Source organism: Thiobacillus thiophilus, from assembly GCF_055378705.1.
In genome coordinates this window covers 233,233-251,737 of the sequence record NZ_AP042404.1, presented here as the reverse complement: position 1 = coordinate 251,737, position 18,505 = coordinate 233,233, and the positions used below count along the sequence as shown (strand labels likewise).

Sequence of the window (18,505 nt, the reverse complement as noted above, 5' to 3'; positions counted from 1 at the left end):
TGAGCCACCCCTTTCCCGCAGGAATTGTTAGTGAAGTGCGCGAGATATAAAAAAATGAGCAATAAACAAAAATTAGAACTTACATGGATTGGCAAGGATGCGCGGCCCAAGCTGGAGCCGCGCATTCTGCTGGAAGACCCGGCGCTGTCATATCACGCGAAGCATCGGGTGACGGAGAAGGACATCTTCGACAACCGGCTGATCTTCGGGGACAACCTGTTGGCACTGAAGGCGCTGGAGGCGGAGTTTGCGGGCAAGGTGAAGTGCGTGTTCATCGATCCACCCTACAACACGGGCAGTGCCTTCACACACTACGACGACGGGGTGGAGCATTCGATCTGGCTGTCGCTGATGCGCGACCGGCTGGAGATTATCCGGCGGTTGCTGGCGGATGATGGTTCGCTGTGGATAACGATTGACGACAACGAGGCGCATTACCTCAAGGTGTTGTGCGACGAGGTGTTTGGGCGGGGGAATTTTGTTGCGAATGTTGTGTGGCAGAAGAAAGCATCGCCACAAGCCAACGCAATCTGGCTATCAGACAGTCACGACCATGTGCTTACTTATGCAAAAAACAAAGCAATTTGGCGACCGAATTTGCTACCGAGAACTGACAGCGCAGATGCTCGCTTTTCAAATCCTGACAATGATCCAAGAGGACTTTGGACTTCGGGTGACTTCACGATAAGTCTGACCGGTGGTCAGCGAGGGGCGCAGTATGCAAGGACTGGAGTTAGCGAAAATATATATGAACTTACCACGCCATCTGGTAGGAAGCTTATGCCAACAAAAGGTCGTTGCTGGGGGGCGGGGCCTAGACGCTATGAAGAATTGAGAGCGGACAATCGTTTATGGTTTGGTGAGAGTGGAAACAATGTTCCTCGGATCAAACGATTTCTTACCGAGGTGCAAGAAGGTATTGTCTGCATGACAGTCTGGCTGCGTAGTGAGGTTGGGGATAACCAAGAATCAAAAAAAGAAGTGCTTACGTTTAATTCCGATGACATATTCGGCACTCCTAAGCCAGAGCGTCTCCTCTACCGTATTTTGGAACTTGCTACGCAACCCAATGACCTCGTCCTCGACTCCTTCGCCGGTTCCGGCACCACTGGCGCAGTCGCCCACAAAATGGGCCGCCGCTGGATCATGATTGAGCTGGGCGAGCACTGCCACACCCACATCATCCCGCGCCTACAAAAGGTCATCGACGGCGAAGACCAGGGCGGCATCAGCAAGGCGGTGAACTGGCAGGGCGGTGGCGGCTTTCGCTATTACCGCCTTGCGCCTTCGCTGCTGGAAAAGGACAAGTGGGGTAACTGGGTCATCAACCACGATTACAACGCCACCATGCTGTCCGAGGCGTTATGCAAGCTGGAAGGCTTTACCTATGCGCCTTCGGATGCGGTGTACTGGCAGCACGGCCATTCCACCGAGCGGGATTTTGTTTATGTGACTACCGCCAGTCTCACCCACGAGCAGCTCCAACAGTTGAGCGATGAGGTAGGGCCGGAGTGCACGTTGCTGGTGCTGTGCACCGCCTTCCGCGCCAAGGCGGATGCCTACTCCAACCTGACGGTAAAGAAAATTCCCAGGCAGGTTCTGTCGCGCTGCGAGTGGGGCCACGACGACTACTCCTTACAAGTGGAAAACCTGCCCAAGGAACCGCCCAAGCCCGGCCAACAGGTTCTTTTTGATGGGGAGGTGGCGCAATGAACCGCCATGTGAATGCTATTGCCGGCCGCCTGAGCTTGCGCCATCCGCAACGCCGCTCGCTTGAGATTCTTGACCGGATAACCGAGATATCACGGCCCGGCAAGAACATCGACACGGCCGCTGTGCTGGAGATCATCCGCAGTGAGTTCCCGTCGGTTACAGACTTTGAGCGCGAGTTTCCGTCACTGTGTTTTGCACTTGCCACTGGCGTGGGCAAGACACGGCTGATGGGCGCTTTCATCAGTTATCTGCACCTGGCGCATGGCATCAATAACTTCTTCGTGCTGGCGCCGAACCTGACCATCTACAACAAACTGATTACCGACTTCAGCGATCGTAATCATCCCAAGTATGTCTTCAAGGGCATTGCGGAATTCGCCATCGACGCGCCTTCCATCATTACCGGCGACAACTACGATCAGCGCGACCCTTTAAGCGGATCGCTGTTTGGCAGTGTCCGGATCAACATTTTCAACATCTCGAAAATCAACTCCGAGGTGCGTGGCGGCAAGTCACCTCGTATCAAGCGGCTTTCGGAGTACATCGGTGAGAGCTACTTCGACTATCTGGCGGGCCTACCCGACTTGGTGATGCTGATGGATGAATCGCATCGCTACCGCGCCAGCGCCGGGATACGGGCGATTAACGAACTCAAGCCGATTCTGGGGCTGGAGCTGACTGCAACGCCATACGTGGAATCCGCGCGCGGCGCGGTGGCATTCAAGAACGTGATCTACGATTACCCGCTGGCAAAGGCCATGGCGGACGGCTTTGTGAAGGAGCCGGCGGTTGTCACACGCAAGAATTTCAACCCGGTAGGCATGTCGCCGGATGAGATTGAGCGCCTTAAGCTGGAAGACGGCGTGCGTCTGCATGAAAGCGTGAAGGTGGAACTGGAAACCTACGCACGCGAGAGCGAAAACCCCATCGTTAAGCCCTTTGTGCTGGTGATTGCCCGCGACACAACCCATGCGAGCCAGCTATTGGCGTTAATTCAGTCTGACGGCTTCTTTGAAGGCCGCTACAGGGACAAGGTCATCCAGGTGGACTCCAGCAAGACCGGCGCGGAGGAAGAGGAAATGATCACGCGCCTGCTCAAGGTGGAGCACACCGAAGAGCCGACGGAAATTGTGATTCACGTCAACATGCTGAAAGAGGGCTGGGACGTGACCAACCTCTATACCATCGTGCCGCTGCGGGCGGCCAATGCGCGCGTGCTCATCGAGCAATCCATTGGACGCGGCCTGCGCCTGCCCTACGGCAAGCGCACCGGGGTGACGGCGGTGGATCGGCTGAATATCGTCGCGCATGACAAGTTCCAGGAAATCATCGACGAGGCCAACAAGCCGGACTCGACCATTCGCTTGCAGGCGGTGGTGCTGGATACGGACGAACTCGGCCAGAAAACCGCTACGGTGGTATCGCAATCGCAATTGGCGACCAAACTAGGATTCAAACCCGTGCAGGTAACCAGTAGCACGACACTGGCTGGGCAGGACGTGGCGCCGACTTTCACCAAGCCGGAAGAGCAAAAAGTGGCGCAGATTGCCTGGGAGGTAATCCGCAAGTTGGAAAACCAGCCGCAGATGCTGCCCACCATCGAACACCTGAAAAAACCGGAAATCCAGGCAGTCATCGTCAAGGCAGTCGAAGAGCAACATCAGCCGTCCCAACTGGAACTGGAAGGCGTAAGTGAGAAACCGGATTTTGCCTCCGTGGTGGCGAGAACGGTTGATCTGGTCACACAACAGAGTATCGACATACCGCGCATATTGGTTGTGCCTAAAGGCGAGGTGAAGTCGGGATTCAAGCCCTTCACGTTAGAGCTTGATACGTTGAAGTACCCAGCAGTGTCTGACGAGCTTTGGATTCAGCACCTGCGCACTAATGAGCTTGAAGTGATTTCATTGGGTCGCGGCAGCATAGAGGAAGCGCGGCTGGAAGATTACGTGGTCGGTGGCCTGGTGGACTTCGACGACATCTCCTACGACGACCACGCAGATCTGCTCTACGAGCTTGCCACACAGACCGTGCAGCATTTACTGACTTACCTTTCCGAGGATGACACCCGCAAGGTGTTGCGCTGCTACCAGCGCAACATCGCACAATTCATACACGCCCAGATGCAGGCGCACTACTGGGAGGACGTGGTCGGCTATGAGGTAAAAATCAGCAAGGGCTTTACCGAGCTAAAGCAGAGCGCTTATACCTACTCCGTTGAAGAGCCGCCTGCCGACTACCGGGTTGCACCGGCAGACAAGAGCAATATGGCGAAGTACCTGTTTGGGGGGTTCGCGCGCTGTCTCTATCCAGTGCAGAAATTCGATTCCGATTCGGAACGCAAGCTGGCAGTGATTCTTGAGCGCGACGCAGAGAAGTGGTTCAAACCGGCCAAAGGCCAGTTCCAGATTTTCTACCGCAAGGGGGCGGATCACCTGGAATACCAGCCTGACTTCGTAGCGGAGACTGCAGACATAATTTACATGCTGGAACCCAAGATGCGCAAAGAGATGGAAGACTCAGTTGTCATCGCAAAAAAAGATGCCGCCATCAAATGGTGTGAACATGCATCAAACCATGCAGCAACTCATGACGGCAAGCCATGGCGTTATGTGCTTATTCCGCATGACGAAATTGCATCCAACATAACCTTGTCAGGTTTGGCGGATCGCTTTACTACCGCCTAAATGACCTCTTCATGCTTATTCCTAAAGGCACCACAAGCCAGTCGCGAGTCTCGTTCCCTTGCTATAAAACATTGGCCATGTTTCTCGGATGGAACCTGGAATGCAGCGTTACTAACCGCTTGGTTGAAACGAATGTGTATATCTGGGTTGTACTGATGCACACATGCCCCAATAGCTCCTGGATCACCCGCAAATCGGCACCAGCATCCAATAAGTGGGTGGCAAAGGCGTGCCGGAGGCTATGAGTACTGAGGGGTCTTTCGATGCCCTTGTTTGAGGCGTGCTTCTTCACCACCAGGCGGAGTACGCCCGTACTTATTTTTTTCCCGCGAACCGCGAGGAACACATGATTGCAAAGGTCGTCCTGTCTCAGGGCGGGTCTTGACCTACTCAAGTACAGATCGAGCCAGAATGCAGCCTCTTCACCATAAACCACCAGCCGCTCCTTGTTTCCTTTTCCACAAACTCGAATCACACGGTTTTTGAAATCAAAGTCTTCGACCTTGAGATCGGATAGCTCGGTGGCGCGTATCCCGGTCGCATAGAGCAATTCGAGCATGGCCTTGTCACGCAGGCCTTGGTGAGAATTGAGATCAGTAATATCAAGCAGTGACGCCACCTCATCCTGTGTCGGCGTGTTCGGGAGGCGGTGGGGTATTTTGATCTTGCCAAGGCGCAGGGTCGGGTCCTGCGCAACCTGCCCATTGGTCAAGAGATATTGGTAAAACCGACGAAGCGAAGCGGTATAGCGAGCCACGCTCCGAGCGCTGACCTTTCTCTCCAGCAGGCTTGCCAGCCACGCCTCAATGTCCTGATTCTGGACCTGGAGTAACGTCTTCTTATTATGCTGGGTCAGCCACGATCCGAAATTGATCAGATCCGCCCGATAGGCGTCGATGGTCCTGTCGGCGAGACCATGAACAAGCCATAACTCATTGCTGAACTGCTCCACGAATGGGAGCAGGGATTTAGATTTTGCGGAACCCATTTATTTTGCCTTTCTTGGTTTAACCCCTTCGGCTCCGCAACTGCAGGGGGAAATTTTCAGCTTATTATTTTCGCCGCCACTCCCATGACGGTATTGCATTCAAGTTAGCCCATCCCGGGTGCATTCCTGAATCGTTTTCCTATCGTGCCTGGAGGCACGATCCACAACAGGCTTCAAATTTTAATATTTCCTGACGTGCCATGCCAATCCCAGCTTGATGAGCAGGTTGGTATAAGACTCTTCGTGCCTTCTGACGTCTAACCTCAAGGGCGTCTTTTTAGGCAACGTGGCAGGCTTCTTCTGCCGACTTGCCTTCCTGCTTGTTCGATCATTCCTGGCCCTACCGATGTCCGATATATGTATACAATTAATAGACATGGAGCCAGTCATACTCAATTCGACGCCCGTCATCAAATCGCAGGTGAGGCAACGTATCAACCAGACCCCGGCAGCCAAAGTGTGGACGCCGGTGGATTTTCTCGACCTGGGTAGCCGCGATGCGGTGGATAAAACGCTCCAGCGCATGGTCGCCAGCAATGAGCTGCGTCGCATCGACCGAGGGCTGTATGACCAGCCCCGGATGAACGCCCTCACCGGGCAGCAAACCGCTCCCGATTATCGCAGCGTGATTGATGCCGTCTGTCGCCGCGACCAGGTGCGCGTATTGATTGACGGGATGACCGCCGCCAACGATCTGGGCCTGACCAATGCGGTGCCGGGGCAGGTCATCGTACATACGGATGGTCGGCTGCGACCGATCCAGTTGGGCAAATTGACCCTTCAGTTCAAGCTGACGGCGCCAAGCAAACTCTACTGGGCTAGCCGTCCAGCCATGCGGGTGGTGCAAGCCCTGTACTGGCTGCGCGAAGGTCTGAAGGATGGTGCCCAGGTCGATCAGGATGCGATTCAAGCCAGGCTCATTCGGCTACTGCAGGACTCCAGCCAGGGAAGCGTGATTCGTGATGATCTGCGATCCGGTTTACACACCGTGCCGTCGTGGATGCAACAGTGGATTCGCGATCTGCTTGCCCGGTCAGAACAGGCAGGCACCAAGGCCTCACCGTGAACGCCGGCTTTCTTCGTATCATCGCTGCCTCTCCCGAGGATCGTCGCGGCCTTCCTGGCGACCGCCAACCGGCTCGGCACGCCGATCCAGAATGTGGAGAAGGATTTCTGGGTATCCGGGTTCAGCGTTCTATCGTCTGCCAGAGTCCAACATAATTGGCATGGTCATTCAGCTGCCCCAGCTGCCCGGTTGTGTTTCTATTTTCAGGCTGTCATCCAGTAGCAGAAACAGCATCTCGTCGTCCGTCGACGTGTATATGCTGGTGGTTGCCACGCTGGCGTGTCCGAGCAGGCGCTGAATCATGTTGACCGGCATCGTCTCTGCGGAATGCGCGCCGCGCGTGTGTCTCAGCCAGTGCGTCGAGGCTTTCGCCATCTTTTTGGCATCATCATGATGCCCCTGCGATGCAAGCGCTGCAGCCGCTTCCCTGAAGAACGTCTTCAAGGCCTTGTACAGCGTCGTGGGATCCAGGGTGCCTGTATCCTGCCCCAGCCGCAGCCGGGCAATCAGGGGAATATCTCCAGGGTTGTCCAGAGGGTCGGCATTCAAACCACGCCAGGCCAGGTAATCGCGTAATGCATCCATCACCATGCCGGGCATCGGGACTGCCCGCCATTTGCCACCCTTGCCGAGCACTTTCAGCATCCAGCGGACACCCAGGTCATGCTTGAACGGGACCGAATAGAGTCTTTCCAGGCGGGCATCCACCAATTCAGCCAGGCGCAGTCCCGTGGCATAAGCGAAGGGGAACACGAAGCGTAAGCGCCGAATGGATTCTTCCAAAGGCTGTCGATGCAGGTATTCCATGAGAAACGCCCACTGGCTGCGTGTGAAAGCGTGCGTCAGTTCCAAATCAGGCGCCGTGGCCACGCCCATCGTCCGCTGTGGTGGCGGCACGCCGTCCCAGGGATTGCTGTCGAGGTAACGCACTTTGGCAAGCCACTCGAACATGGACTTCAAAATGGTATGGGCCTGGACTTGGCTGCGCAGCGAGGCAGCCGCCTCGAAGGGCCGCCAGTTGGCCGACCAGCGCGGCGTGCCGCGTTTACCCATCCATTCCTGCTGGGGGACGCGCCATGGCCATGCCGCAGGCAATGTGCGGCCGAGCCCGCCCAGCCAATCCCGGTAAGCAACGGCATCCTCGATCGACAGCGACGACAGGGCGCGTCTGCGCTCCATCACTGACCAGATCAGGAGGCGCTCTGCCTCGCGGCGATAGGCGCGCTCGGTATGCGGATTCGACGCGCGCGCTTTCAGCCAGGCCTGGATCGCCTGATGGTCATTGTCAGCATTGATGCGGCTGCGGCCGAGGCATCGGTTCTCGCCAACCGAGCCGTCCAGTTCCGCCGGCGTCGAGAACGACTCCAGCGGCATGATGGCGGTGGCTGGGGGCCGGGTCAGTTCGATCGGTGACAGCGACCGCAGCGGGGCGAGCCCCTGCGGCGCCATTACCCCCAGACTGCCTTCGTGGGTGGCAAGCCACGTCACGAGCCGGCGCGCCCCTTTTTCGCCGAGGCGAGGGACGGACACCCACCAGCGGTAGCCCTGCGTGTGGATACGCTGATGCAGCGCCTCGATGGTGGGGACGCCGGCGAGGATGAGCCTGGCAGCGAGTCGATCGTCAAACCAGGCGGCAACCGGATCCTGCGGCTGCGGATCGGTGGCGAGCAGTTCCTCCACCCACACCAGCGCCACCAGTTGGCGCTCGACCAGACGGGCGTAGCGTCTCGCGCGGCGGTCGATGCTCTGCGGATAGGCCTCGACGTACATCGCGGCCAGTTCCTTCTCCGAATAGAAGTGATCGGGGTCGTGTGCTTCGCGGAAGGTTTCGAGCGAGGGGAGGGCGGTCGTCGACCGTACTGCCTCGGGCAGGGTGCCGAGCGGCAGGCGCAGCAGCCGGGCCAGCGCATGTCGGCCATGCCGGCGGGCAGCCATCGTCAGCGTTTGCTGGATCCAGGCCAGCGTGGAGCGCGCGATGCGCTGATCGAGGCCGGATTCGAGGTAGCGGTCCGCTGCGACCTTGAGATCGAGGCCCTGCAGCCAGCCGCGGTAGAAGGCGAGGTGGTGACGCCCGATTTTGCGAGTGGATTCCATGGCTAACTGGCTGAAATCAAGGGGAAACCGGAAATATAAGCCATAAACCCATGAGTTAAATCATAAAATCAGCATTCTTGATAATTAACCTTATCATGAATTACATACGATCTTGGGGGTCGATCGCTGGCTGGCCGAAACGAGCTATTACTGTGTCCGCCTTGGACAGGATTTGCGGGGCGACTGGGTGCTGACCTGGATGTGGGGTGGCGGCGACCTATCACGCTTCATTGAAGAAGCAGTACGGGCACACATCCTCGAACTGACGGCCGAGCAGGTCAAGACCACCAATGCCAATGTGAGCGAAGTAGATTTGACCTCCATGGTCGATGAGGCGCTCCAGTGGGCTCGTAAGAACTGATGCGCGGGTTGTTCTGGATAGCAACATTCTGTTCAGCGCTCTGATCTCTCCGCATGGGGTTCCCGATGCGATCTATCGTGCCTGGCGTGCTGCGCGCTTCGAGGTGGTGACATCACGAGCGCAGCTCGACAAAATTCGCCGAGCCAGTCGTTATCCCAAGCTCCAGGCTGTTTTACAGCCTGCCAAAGTAGGGGTCATGGTCAACAATTTGCAGCGTGCCGTGGTACTGGATCGCCTGACCATCGAGGTTGAAACCGATGATTCTGACGATGCATTTCTGCTAGCAGCCTGTCGGACTTGAACCCCCAATTCGTCTTCCAATCCGCGATAATCCCGCTATCGAATCCGAGCCCCTCCATCGCATGAGCCGCTTCCGCCCGATCGACCGCAAGACTGCCTACCTGCTGCCGCCCTCGGTCGAAGACTGGCTTCCCCAAGACCACCTGGCGCGTTTCATCGTCGAAGCCATCGAACAACTCGACCTCACCGAACTGACCCGCGTCTATGCCGGGCGCGGCAGCGCCGCCTACCACCCTGAAGTCCTGCTCAGCCTGCTGGTTTACGGCTACGCCACCGCCACCTTCTCCAGCCGCCGCATCGAACGCGCCACCTACGATTCCGTCGCCTTCCGCTACCTCGCCGCAGGCAGCCACCCCGATCACGACACGCTCGCCAGCTTCCGCCGCCGCTTTCTTGAAGAACTCGCCGGCGTGTTCCTGCAAGTGCTCGAACTGGCGAGCGAGATGAAGCTCCTGAAGCTGGGGACAGTCAGCCTCGACGGCACCAAGGTTCACGCCAACGCCTCCCGCCACAGTGCGCTCTCGCACGGCCACATCGTCAAGCTCGAAACCCAACTCAAGGCCGAAGTACAAGACCTGCTGGCGACAGCCGAAGCCGCTGACCAGGCCGACATCCCGGATGGCGTGAATCTGCCCGCAGAAATCAAACGCCGTGAAGACCGGCTGGCCGTCATGGCCGCCGCCAAAGCCAAGATCGAAGCGCGTGCCCGAGCCCGCTTCGAAGCGGAACAAGCGGCTTATGAAACGAAGCTCGCCCAGCGAGCCGCACGCGCAGCGGAATCAGGCAAGAAGCCCAGCGGCAAGCCGCCCCAGCCGCCGACGCCGGAACCCCGTCCGGAAGACCAGATCAATCTCACCGACGAGGAATCCCGCATCATGAAGATTGCCGGCGGCGGCTTTGAGCAGTGCTACAACGCTCAGGCGGCGGTCGATGCGCCGACGATGCTGGTAGTGGCGGCATCACTCACGAATGCGGGCAACGACAAACAGCAGGTTCAGCCGATGCTGGACAAGCTCGGTGCGCTACCCGCCAGCCTGGGCACAGTCGATGCCCTGCTGGCTGACACGGGCTATTGCAGCGCGAACAACATCACCGCTTGCGAAGAAGCTGGAGTTGAACCTTACATTGCCGTCGCCCGCGAAGATCACCATCCCGGCTGGCGCGAGCGTTTCACCGAGCCGCCGCAGTTGGAAGCGGACGCCACGCCGATGCAAAAGATGGCGCATAAACTCAAGACCAAACTGGGGCGGATGCTGTATGCGCTGAGGAAGCAGAGCGTGGAACCGGTGTTTGGCATCATCAAATCGGTGATGGGGTTCAGGCAGTTCTTGCTGCGTGGTTTGGAGAAGGCGAAGGGCGAGTGGACGCTGGTATGTCTGGCGTGGAATTTGAAACGCATGGCCGTGTTGCGCCAGAAATCCGTCCCAAGCGCCTGAAAAGAGCAGAAACCCGTTCAAATTTGATACCGATGCGGCGATGAACGACTAAAAATGCCTAAATATTGTGCAAATACCGTCCCGGCGGGGAAATTGCTGCCGTGCGGGGCTCCAAGTCCGACAGGCTGCTAGCCATGGCTATGGCCACGGCTAGCGATGCGGACTACCTGGTGACAGGTGATCGCCGTGCGGGCTTGCTGCAACGCGGGCATGTTGGGCGCACCCGGATTGTTACGCCCGCCGTTTTTTGCGCCGAGGTGTTGTAAGTGCTCTCCGCTGATGCCATCAAATCCACCGCATTAATACCGAGAGTTATGCGCTATGCATCAGGCCCGAGATGATACACATTCAATGAAACTGCACCGGGTAGCTGCCATTTAAGTCGGTGCGGGCTGTGCAGTTAGAACTGACCGAGCAGCCCCGAGATTCTGTCTCCACCTGGATCACCAAGGTACAACCCAGGCAGAATCATGCCCCACCTGGACCCAACGCATCATCGAGCCCCGCCGGTGTTAGGTACGCGGCCTTGCCAGAAGCCCCACCAGCGCCGCCGTGGCAAGCGCGGCGCTCGCGTGGAAGGTCGCCGCCGGCCCGAATACCGTCCAGAGCCATCCGGCGATGACGCTTGCGGCGAGCAAGGCTACTCCGGTGACGAGGTTAAACACGCCGAAGGCCGTGCCGCGCAGATCGGCCGGCGCGGCATCGGCCACGAGTGCCGACAGCAGCCCTTGGGTCGCACCCATGTGCAGGCCCCACAGGGCCGCGCCGGCACCCACCAGCCAGACGTTGCCGGCCAGAGCCAGGATGAGGTCGGCGGCGATGATGCAGCCCACGCCCGCTGCCAGCAGGCTGCCACGGTGGCGCCTGAAGGCCACGCCGAACATCGTCGCGCCCGGCATTGGTCGGGGCCGAGCCCGGAACATCCCTTGCCTGCGGCGGAAAACGCACCAAACTCCGCATGCCATCAGTCTTTGGCGAACTCGAGAGTGTGATTCGCCGGTGCATCAGGAAACACTTCAAACCTGGCATATCTCAGTCTCTGGTTATCACATATATCGCTGCCGCCGCCACGACGATCGCAATCACCATCATGACTATCTCGGAACCGAAGCCGAAGCCATATTCGGACAGGATCCCCCAGATGGTCGTCTGCACACTGTCGGGAGCTTGAATGGAGAACAAGGCAGGTCCAACATCAAACCCCGGAAAAGTGAACCCGGATTCCTGTACGGGAACCGCGACAAGGCAAATATTGAGCATCATCCAGCCCCCACCAGCTCGATAAGCGTAAGTTCGGGCGGCGTACCGAGCCGCATGGGCGGCCCCCAAGTGCCGGTACCGCGGCTCACGTACAGGTGGCCGTGAGGGGTGAGCGACGTGAGGCCGTTGCGCATCCGATAGGCTATGCGTACCAACAGGCCGAAGGGAAAGATCTGCCCGCCGTGGGTGTGGCCGGAAAGCTGCAGGTCGAAAAGCCCCAGGCTGTTGCGGTCCACTACCGGCTGGTGTTTGAGCAGCAGGGTAAAGCGCTCGCGCGGTAATGCGGACAATAGTGCTTTCTCGTCGGTACGGACGGGCACACCCATCCATCTCCCGGCCGGATCGTCCACGCCGGCGATCGTGAGCACACCCGCGAGCGATGCGGCTTCGCCGCGCAGGACGGTGAAGCCGGCGCGCGCCGTGAAATCGAGCGCCCGGTCAGCCCCGACAAAGAACTCGTGGTTGCCGGTCACGGCAAACTTGCCGAAGCGCGGATGCAATTCCTGGAACAGCCGGGTCAGCCCGTCCAGATGATCGCCCTGACCATCGACCAGGTCGCCGGTCGAAACCAGCAGATCGGCATCAAGCGCTTGTATTTGCGCCACGATCCGGCGCAGTTGGCGCGCGCCGATCAGATCGCCGAGGTGCACATCGGCGATCTGGACAATCTTCAATGGGCTCGATGGGCCAAAAGCAGCCGGCAGCTTCGTGGTGCGCAGGCGGATGCGCTCCACGCGGACCACACGCGCCTCGAAATAGCCGTACACGGTTGCGCCTAATGCCAGGGCCGTGGTGGCGTAAAAGAGGGATGAATCCGTGAATCGCAAGGCGCCGGGATTCCAATGCAGCACAGTGCCGACATAGGCTGCCAACAGCCCGAGCACGTCGAATGCCAGCGCGATCCAGAAAAACAGGAATATGAAACCCATCCAGATATAGCCGACCCACGCGCCGACCCAGACCAGCGCATGCCACTGGCGTTGCTCCAGCCACCAGACGATGAGCGGCAACAAGGTCATCAGCGCCATCCAGGCCGCAACGGCGAGACCGCCGACCGGTGCAAGGCCCAGAGCGGCCTCTAGCTTGACGAAGACATACGCATGCATCCCGCCATAGAGCAGGAAAAAAATGGACAGCATGGCGACCATGGTGCTTGATGCGCCGGTGGCGCTGTTCGCATTGCGGTCTTGCGCCATCGAAGCCTTTCTTATCCGAACTGCCGCTTGAAGCGCCAGACGCCGAAGCCGAAGATCACCATCCCCAGCAGCGCCAAGCCCAGCAGCGAATCCCACAGCACATCCAGCCCCGCGCCTTTCAACAGGATGCCGTAGCCCATCTCGATGAAGTAGTAGAGCGGCGAGAGAAACATCGCTGTGCGCATCCCGGCGGGCATGGCTTCCGGCGGGGTCCAGGCGCCGGAGAGAAAGATCATCGGCATCAGCACGAGGATCGCGAGCATGGCCGCCTGGGCGAGGTTACGGCTCAGGGTGGCGATGTAGAGGCCCAGACCCGCCGTGGTGAAGGTGTAGAGCGTGGTTACGGCGAAGAAAAGCGCGAGGCTGCCCTTCATTGGCACATCGAACATCCCGTGCAGCACGAAGAACAGGCTTACCGCAGTGCCCAGCAGAATCACCAGGGTCATGGCGATGACCTTGGGCAGCAGGATCTGGATCGGCGTCAGGGGAGACACCAGCAACTGTTCGATGGTGCCGCGCTCCTTCTCGCGCACGGCGGCGGCGGCGGGCAGCATGATGGCCATGATGGTGATGACGGTGAGCAGTTCGGCGATGGGCATGAACCAGGCATCTCTCTGGTTCGGGTTGTACCAGACGCGGTGCTGGCTCTGGATCATGGGGACGTTCTGTATCGAACGCTCGGTGACGCCCAGGCGGGAGAGCGCCTGATCGAAACCATACTGGCCGATGATCTGCGCGCTGTAGCTGGCGGCAAGAAAGCCCAGCACGGTATTGCTGGCATCCACCTGCACCTGCACGTCAACCGGCTTCCCCTTCCTGATGTCATGCTCGAAATCGGGCGGGATGTCGAGCACCACCAAGGCTTGCCCCTGATCCAGCAGGCGCTGTCCTTCGCGGTTGTCCAGCACTTCGCCGCCCAGCTTGAAGTAGGGTGGGCGGAAGCGATAGACGAGCTCGCGCGAGGCAGCGCTGTGGTCGGCGTCATGCACCACCACCACGGCGTGATTCAGCTGCATGCTGACGCTGCCCGCCATATAGATGTCGAAGATAAACAGATAGGCGATGGCGATCAGCAGCAGCGTATCGCGCCCGAACTGGATCAGTTCCTTCGCCGTCATCGCTGCGAGTCGCGACCACCACAGGTAAAGCCGCGCGCGGCTTTCTGCCGGGTCGCCGTTCATGATTTCGGCCTCTTGTGAAACATGAGGAAGCTCGCCGTCCACAGCCCGACGGCGTAGATCAGCAGCGCCAGCACCTTGCCCCACAACTGCTCCAGCCCGACGCCCTTGAGAAAACTGCCGAGCACGATGTCGGTGTAATACATGGCGGGGAACAGGTGGGCTTCGAACTGCCCGGCCGCATCCATCGAGGCAATCGGCACCAAAAGCCCCGAGTACAGCACCGACGGGACAATGGTGACGATGACGGTGAGCATCATCGCCGCCACCTGGGTGCGCACGAAGAGCGACACCAGCAGGCCGATGCCGGTGGTGCAGGTCACATAGATCACCGAGGCGAGCAAGAAGAACAGCGGATCGCCTTTGAAGGGCGCGCCAAAGAGTTGCGTGGCCATGAGCCAGAGAATCAGAAAATTGATCACCGAGATCGCCACGTAGGGTGCGAGCTTGCCGATCAGAAACTCGCCGCGCGTCACCGTCGAGGCATAGATGTTGTAGATGGAGCCATTCTCCTTTTCGCGCACCACGCCCAGCGCGGTCAGGAAAGGCGGGGTAATCATCAGCACGAACATCATCAGTACGGCCGCGATGGACCAGACGCTCTTCACCTCCTGGTTATAGAGGTAACGAAGCTGCACCCCGACTGGCTGCGCCATGGCTTTCGCAGTTTCCGCAGACACGCCGAGCCGGCGCGAAATGTAACTTCCCAGCAGTTCGCCGTTGAAAGCTGCGTTGATGGCGACCACGTAACCCTTGCTGCTGGACGTGCGGAACGGGAAGGTGCCGTCGATCAGGGTCTGTACCTCCACCGCCCGCCCGGACATCAGGTTTTCCTGGAAGCGCGGCGGGATAACGATGGCGAGCCGGATGCGGCTGTCGGCGAGCAAGGGTTCGATCTCGCGCTCGCTTGCCACGTCCCCTTTGTAGTCAAAGTAGCGCGAGTCGATGTAACGATGCAGATAATCGCGGCTCATGGCGCTCTTGTCGTGATCGACCACCGCGAACGGGATGTGCTCCACATCGAGGGTGAGGCCGTAGCCGAATATCAGCATCAGGGACGCCGGCACCACGAAGGCCAGAGCAAAAAACAGCCGGTCACGCAGAATCTCGCGCCATTCCTTGTAGGCCAGCGCGACGATGCGACGGATCTTCATGCGGATGCCTCCTGTTGTTCCTGTTGCAGGATGCGATGCACGAACACATCTTCCAGGGTCGGAGTGCGCGGGGCGATGTCACGCAACTGGATGCCCCGTTCGGCAAACAGCGTGCGGATGCGCGCCTCGGCTGCTGTGATATCCCGTGCCAGCAGATGGATGCGTTCGCCGAACAGGGCCGCATCAGAAAATCCCGCCTGCTCCAACGCTTCCAGTGCCGGCAGCACCGGCTCAGCGCCGATGTCGAGCACCTGCCCGGCCTCCTGTTGCAGCGCGGCCTTGAGCGCGGCCGGGGTGTCGTCGGCGATGATGCGGCCGGCGTGCATCAGCGCGAGATGGTCGCAATGTTCGGCCTCGCTCATGTAATGGGTGGTGATGAGAATGGCCACCTGCTCGATGCGCGCCAGATGCACCAGGATCTCCCAGAAACGGCGCCGGCCGATGGGGTCCACGCCAGAGGTTGGCTCATCGAGGAACAAGACGCGCGGCCCGTGCACCAGGGCGCAGGCCAGCGCCAGACGCTGGCGGATGCCCATCGGCAACTTGCTGACAAGCTGGGCTGTGACCCCGGAGAGTCCCGCCAGCGCCACCACGCGGCCAATGCGCTCAGCCAGACGACTGCCCGGCACGCCGTAAATGCGCGCAAACAGACGCAGATTCTCCTGCACCGTCATGTCCTGATACAGGGAAAACGCTTGAGACACATAGCCGATACGCCCTTTGATGGCCAGGCCGGCCCGGCGCATGTCCGCGCCCGCCACCGTACCCGCGCCGCCCGTGGGGGGCAGGATGCCAGTGAGCATCTTGATCGCCGTGGTCTTGCCGGCGCCGTTGGCGCCCAACAGGCCGAAAATCTCCCCTTGGCGTACCTCGAAACTGACCCGGTCGACGGCGCGAAAGTGGTCGAAATCGCGGCTCAGTTCCCGCGCTGCGATGGCGATGCCGTCGCCCTTGGGCGGATCGCCATCCAGCCAGACCTGTGTCTGCCGGGCATCGTCCTGCCCGGCCGGTTGCCGCTGCTGCAACAGGGCGATGAAGGCGTCTTCCAGCTCGGGCGCCACGGCCTGCATCTCGCTCACCATCAGCCCCTCAAGCTGCGCTTCGACCTGCGCACGGGCAAGCTGCGGCGTCGCCCCCGGCACAAACACGCGTAACTTTGGTCCCACCGCTTCCGCCTGCGGGAAGCGCGTTTTTAACCGCAACAAAGCCTCGACCTGCGGCTCGGCCACCAGTTCGACCAGCGCGCCCGGCACCTCGCGCAGGATCGTGTCCGGCTCACCCTCGATCAGCACCCGCCCGTCGAACATCAGGGACAGGCGGTGAAAACGCGCCGCTTCGTCCATATAGGCGGTGGAGACCAGCGCCGTGACGCCGCGCTCGCGCAGCAATTGCGTGAGGATCATCCAGAAATCCCGCCGCGACACCGGATCCACGCCGGTGGTCGGCTCGTCCAGGATGATCAGCTCGGGCTCGTGGATCAGCGTGCAGACGAGGCCGAGCTTTTGCTTCATGCCGCCGGAGAGCTGCTTCATCGGCCGGTCGCGGAAATTGTCCAGGCGCGTCATGGCCAGCAGCTTGTGCTTGCGCTGGGCAAGTTCCGCGGGCGGCACATCGCGCAGTTCGGCGAAGAAATCGATGTTCTCCTCCACCGAAAGTTCGGGGTAGAGATTGAGGCCCAGGCCCTGCGGCATGAAACCGAGCCGGCCCTTGACCCTTTCGGCAGCAGCTTCGGAGTCGATCTTTTCGCCGAAGATGTGAAGCGTGCCGCCATCGAAGGAGAGCACACCGGCGATCGCTTTCATCAGACTGCTTTTTCCTGCGCCGTCGGGGCCGATCAGACCATAGATTTCGCCGCGGTCAATGCTGAGGCTGGCGCCGTCGACCGCCATCTGTTTGCGATAGCGTTTGACGAAATCCTGCACCCGCACGACGGGCGCGTCCTTACCTACCATCGCGGCCTGGCCCATGGCGCGTCCTCTTTCCAGCGGATCACGGCATCGGCCGGCAAGCCGGGCGTGGCGCGATGTTGCGTGTTGGCGTCCAGATAGAGCTTGACCGCGTACACCAGCTTGACGCGCTCATCCGGGGTTTGCACCTCCTTGGGGGTGAACTCGGCCCGGGCGGCGATGTAGCGCACCGTGGCGGACAGGGGCTCGTTCGGAAAGGCATCGGTGTAGATTCGCGCCGGCAAGCCCAGACGCACCTTGCCGATCTCGTTTTCCGGGACATACACCTTGAGATAGAGCCGGTCGAGATTGACGATGTCGAACAGCGGCGCGCCCGCCGCCGCCACCTCGCCCACGTCCACCAGGCGCTGGGTGATGACGCCCGCTGCCGGGGCGCGAAGGGTGAGATCGTCCTGCACGCTTTGCGCCTCGGCCAATGCGGCTTGCCCCTGCTTCAACTGCGCCGCCACTGCCGCCACCTCATCCACTTTGGCTTGAATCCGCTCCCAACCCAGGCGAGCCTGAGCCAGTTGCTTCTCGCCGCGCTCGACCTCTTTTTGCGCGGAAATCATCTGGTTTCGCGCCACCTGCCAGGCCAGCTCCATCTGCTCGTAACGCCGCCTATCCACCGTGCCGGTCTCCACCAGCCTGCTGAAACGGCTGGCATCGCGCCCGGCCTGCTCCTCGCTGGCGCGCGCCGTGGCCAGTTGGGATCGGGCCAGAACCACAGTGGCTTCGGCAGTCTGTACGACCAGCGGCACTTCCTTTCTCGATACCGCCAGCGCGGTCTGGGCCGCCTTCAATTGCGCCTCCATGGCGGCGGCCGCCTGCCGAGCCTGATCGACCCGGGCGCGGGTCTGCGCATCGTCGAGCCTGAGCAGCACCTGCCCCTGGGTCACATTGTCGCCCTCGCGAGCCAGCAGTTCGGCGACTTTGCCCGGGATTTTGCCGGCCACCGCATAGTGGTCACCCTCGATGCGGCCGTTGGCCTGGATCAGGCCCTCCGGCAGGGGCGGCTGGCGCAGCCACAGCCACCCGGCGGCGAGGGCGACGACAGCGATCACTGCCAGGGCTGCCAGGGCTGCCATCGGCAGTTTGGGCGATAGTTTCATGGTCGGTTTCCTTT

General features: G+C 60.0%; 15 protein-coding genes. 6 read left to right on the top strand and 9 right to left on the bottom strand.

What is annotated here, in order from left to right:
- The first annotated feature begins 54 nt into the window (after positions 1-54).
- Positions 55-1,713 (top strand): site-specific DNA-methyltransferase, encoded by a 1,659-nt coding sequence (locus tag ACZ41T_RS01215; RefSeq protein ID WP_464922681.1) that lies wholly within the window; start codon positions 55-57, stop codon positions 1,711-1,713.
- Entirely contained in the window at positions 1,710-4,400 is a 2,691-nt protein-coding gene (locus ACZ41T_RS01210) for a DEAD/DEAH box helicase (RefSeq protein WP_464922680.1), read from the top strand. Before ACZ41T_RS01215 ends, ACZ41T_RS01210 begins: the two co-directional genes overlap by 4 nt.
- Positions 4,401-4,461: 61 nt before the next feature.
- Here ACZ41T_RS01210 and ACZ41T_RS01205 read toward each other — a convergent pair whose 3' ends face one another.
- A complete protein-coding gene (locus ACZ41T_RS01205) occupies positions 4,462-5,388 on the bottom strand; it encodes a site-specific tyrosine recombinase XerD (protein ID WP_464922679.1) in 927 nt (308 codons plus the stop codon).
- 286 nt (positions 5,389-5,674) lie between these two features.
- On the opposite strand from ACZ41T_RS01205, the gene ACZ41T_RS01200 reads away from it, so the two are divergent.
- Complete coding sequence (locus ACZ41T_RS01200) at positions 5,675-6,454, top strand: DUF6088 family protein (protein WP_464922678.1); 780 nt, start codon at positions 5,675-5,677, stop codon at positions 6,452-6,454.
- A 168-nt stretch (positions 6,455-6,622) separates the two neighbouring features.
- On the opposite strand, the gene ACZ41T_RS01195 is transcribed toward ACZ41T_RS01200, so the two are convergent.
- On the bottom strand, positions 6,623-8,548 hold the full coding sequence (locus tag ACZ41T_RS01195) for a phage integrase family protein (RefSeq protein ID WP_464922677.1): 1,926 nt from the start codon (positions 8,546-8,548) through the stop codon (positions 6,623-6,625).
- A gap of 112 nt (positions 8,549-8,660) precedes the next feature.
- Here ACZ41T_RS01195 and ACZ41T_RS01190 point away from each other — a divergent pair, with 112 nt between their 5' ends.
- From ACZ41T_RS01190 to ACZ41T_RS01180, 3 genes are all read left to right on the top strand, one after another.
- Positions 8,661-8,909, top strand: a complete 249-nt coding sequence (locus tag ACZ41T_RS01190) for a ribbon-helix-helix domain-containing protein (RefSeq protein ID WP_464922676.1) — start codon at positions 8,661-8,663, stop codon at positions 8,907-8,909.
- Positions 8,878-9,210, top strand: a complete 333-nt coding sequence (locus ACZ41T_RS01185) for a putative toxin-antitoxin system toxin component, PIN family (protein ID WP_464922675.1) — start codon at positions 8,878-8,880, stop codon at positions 9,208-9,210. Before ACZ41T_RS01190 ends, ACZ41T_RS01185 begins: the two co-directional genes overlap by 32 nt.
- 61 nt (positions 9,211-9,271) lie before the next feature.
- Entirely contained in the window at positions 9,272-10,645 is a 1,374-nt protein-coding gene (locus ACZ41T_RS01180) for an IS1182 family transposase (RefSeq protein WP_464921300.1), read from the top strand.
- 512 nt (positions 10,646-11,157) lie between these two features.
- Here the strand turns inward: ACZ41T_RS01180 and ACZ41T_RS01175 are convergent.
- The 7 genes from ACZ41T_RS01175 to ACZ41T_RS01145 all read right to left on the bottom strand — a co-directional run bounded on the left by ACZ41T_RS01175 (position 11,158) and on the right by ACZ41T_RS01145 (position 18,491).
- Positions 11,158-11,529, bottom strand: coding sequence for an MFS transporter (locus ACZ41T_RS01175; RefSeq protein ID WP_464922674.1), 372 nt, complete (start codon positions 11,527-11,529; stop codon positions 11,158-11,160).
- Positions 11,530-11,677: 148 nt separating this feature from the next.
- On the bottom strand, positions 11,678-11,908 hold the full coding sequence (locus ACZ41T_RS01170; RefSeq protein ID WP_157273716.1) for a hypothetical protein: 231 nt from the start codon (positions 11,906-11,908) through the stop codon (positions 11,678-11,680).
- On the bottom strand, positions 11,905-13,101 hold the full coding sequence (locus tag ACZ41T_RS01165; protein WP_464922673.1) for a metallophosphoesterase: 1,197 nt from the start codon (positions 13,099-13,101) through the stop codon (positions 11,905-11,907). Before ACZ41T_RS01165 ends, ACZ41T_RS01170 begins: the two co-directional genes overlap by 4 nt.
- An 11-nt stretch (positions 13,102-13,112) precedes the next feature.
- Positions 13,113-14,282, bottom strand: a complete 1,170-nt coding sequence (locus ACZ41T_RS01160) for an ABC transporter permease (protein WP_464922672.1) — start codon at positions 14,280-14,282, stop codon at positions 13,113-13,115.
- Positions 14,279-15,433, bottom strand: a complete 1,155-nt coding sequence (locus tag ACZ41T_RS01155; RefSeq protein ID WP_464922671.1) for an ABC transporter permease — start codon at positions 15,431-15,433, stop codon at positions 14,279-14,281. Before ACZ41T_RS01155 ends, ACZ41T_RS01160 begins: the two co-directional genes overlap by 4 nt.
- Positions 15,430-17,400 (bottom strand): ATP-binding cassette domain-containing protein, encoded by a 1,971-nt coding sequence (locus tag ACZ41T_RS01150; RefSeq protein WP_026177548.1) that lies wholly within the window; start codon positions 17,398-17,400, stop codon positions 15,430-15,432. Before ACZ41T_RS01150 ends, ACZ41T_RS01155 begins: the two co-directional genes overlap by 4 nt.
- Positions 17,379-18,491, bottom strand: a complete 1,113-nt coding sequence (locus tag ACZ41T_RS01145; protein ID WP_018078946.1) for an HlyD family secretion protein — start codon at positions 18,489-18,491, stop codon at positions 17,379-17,381. The genes ACZ41T_RS01150 and ACZ41T_RS01145 overlap by 22 nt, the downstream gene beginning before the upstream one ends.
- Between the last annotated feature and the right edge of the window lie 14 nt (positions 18,492-18,505).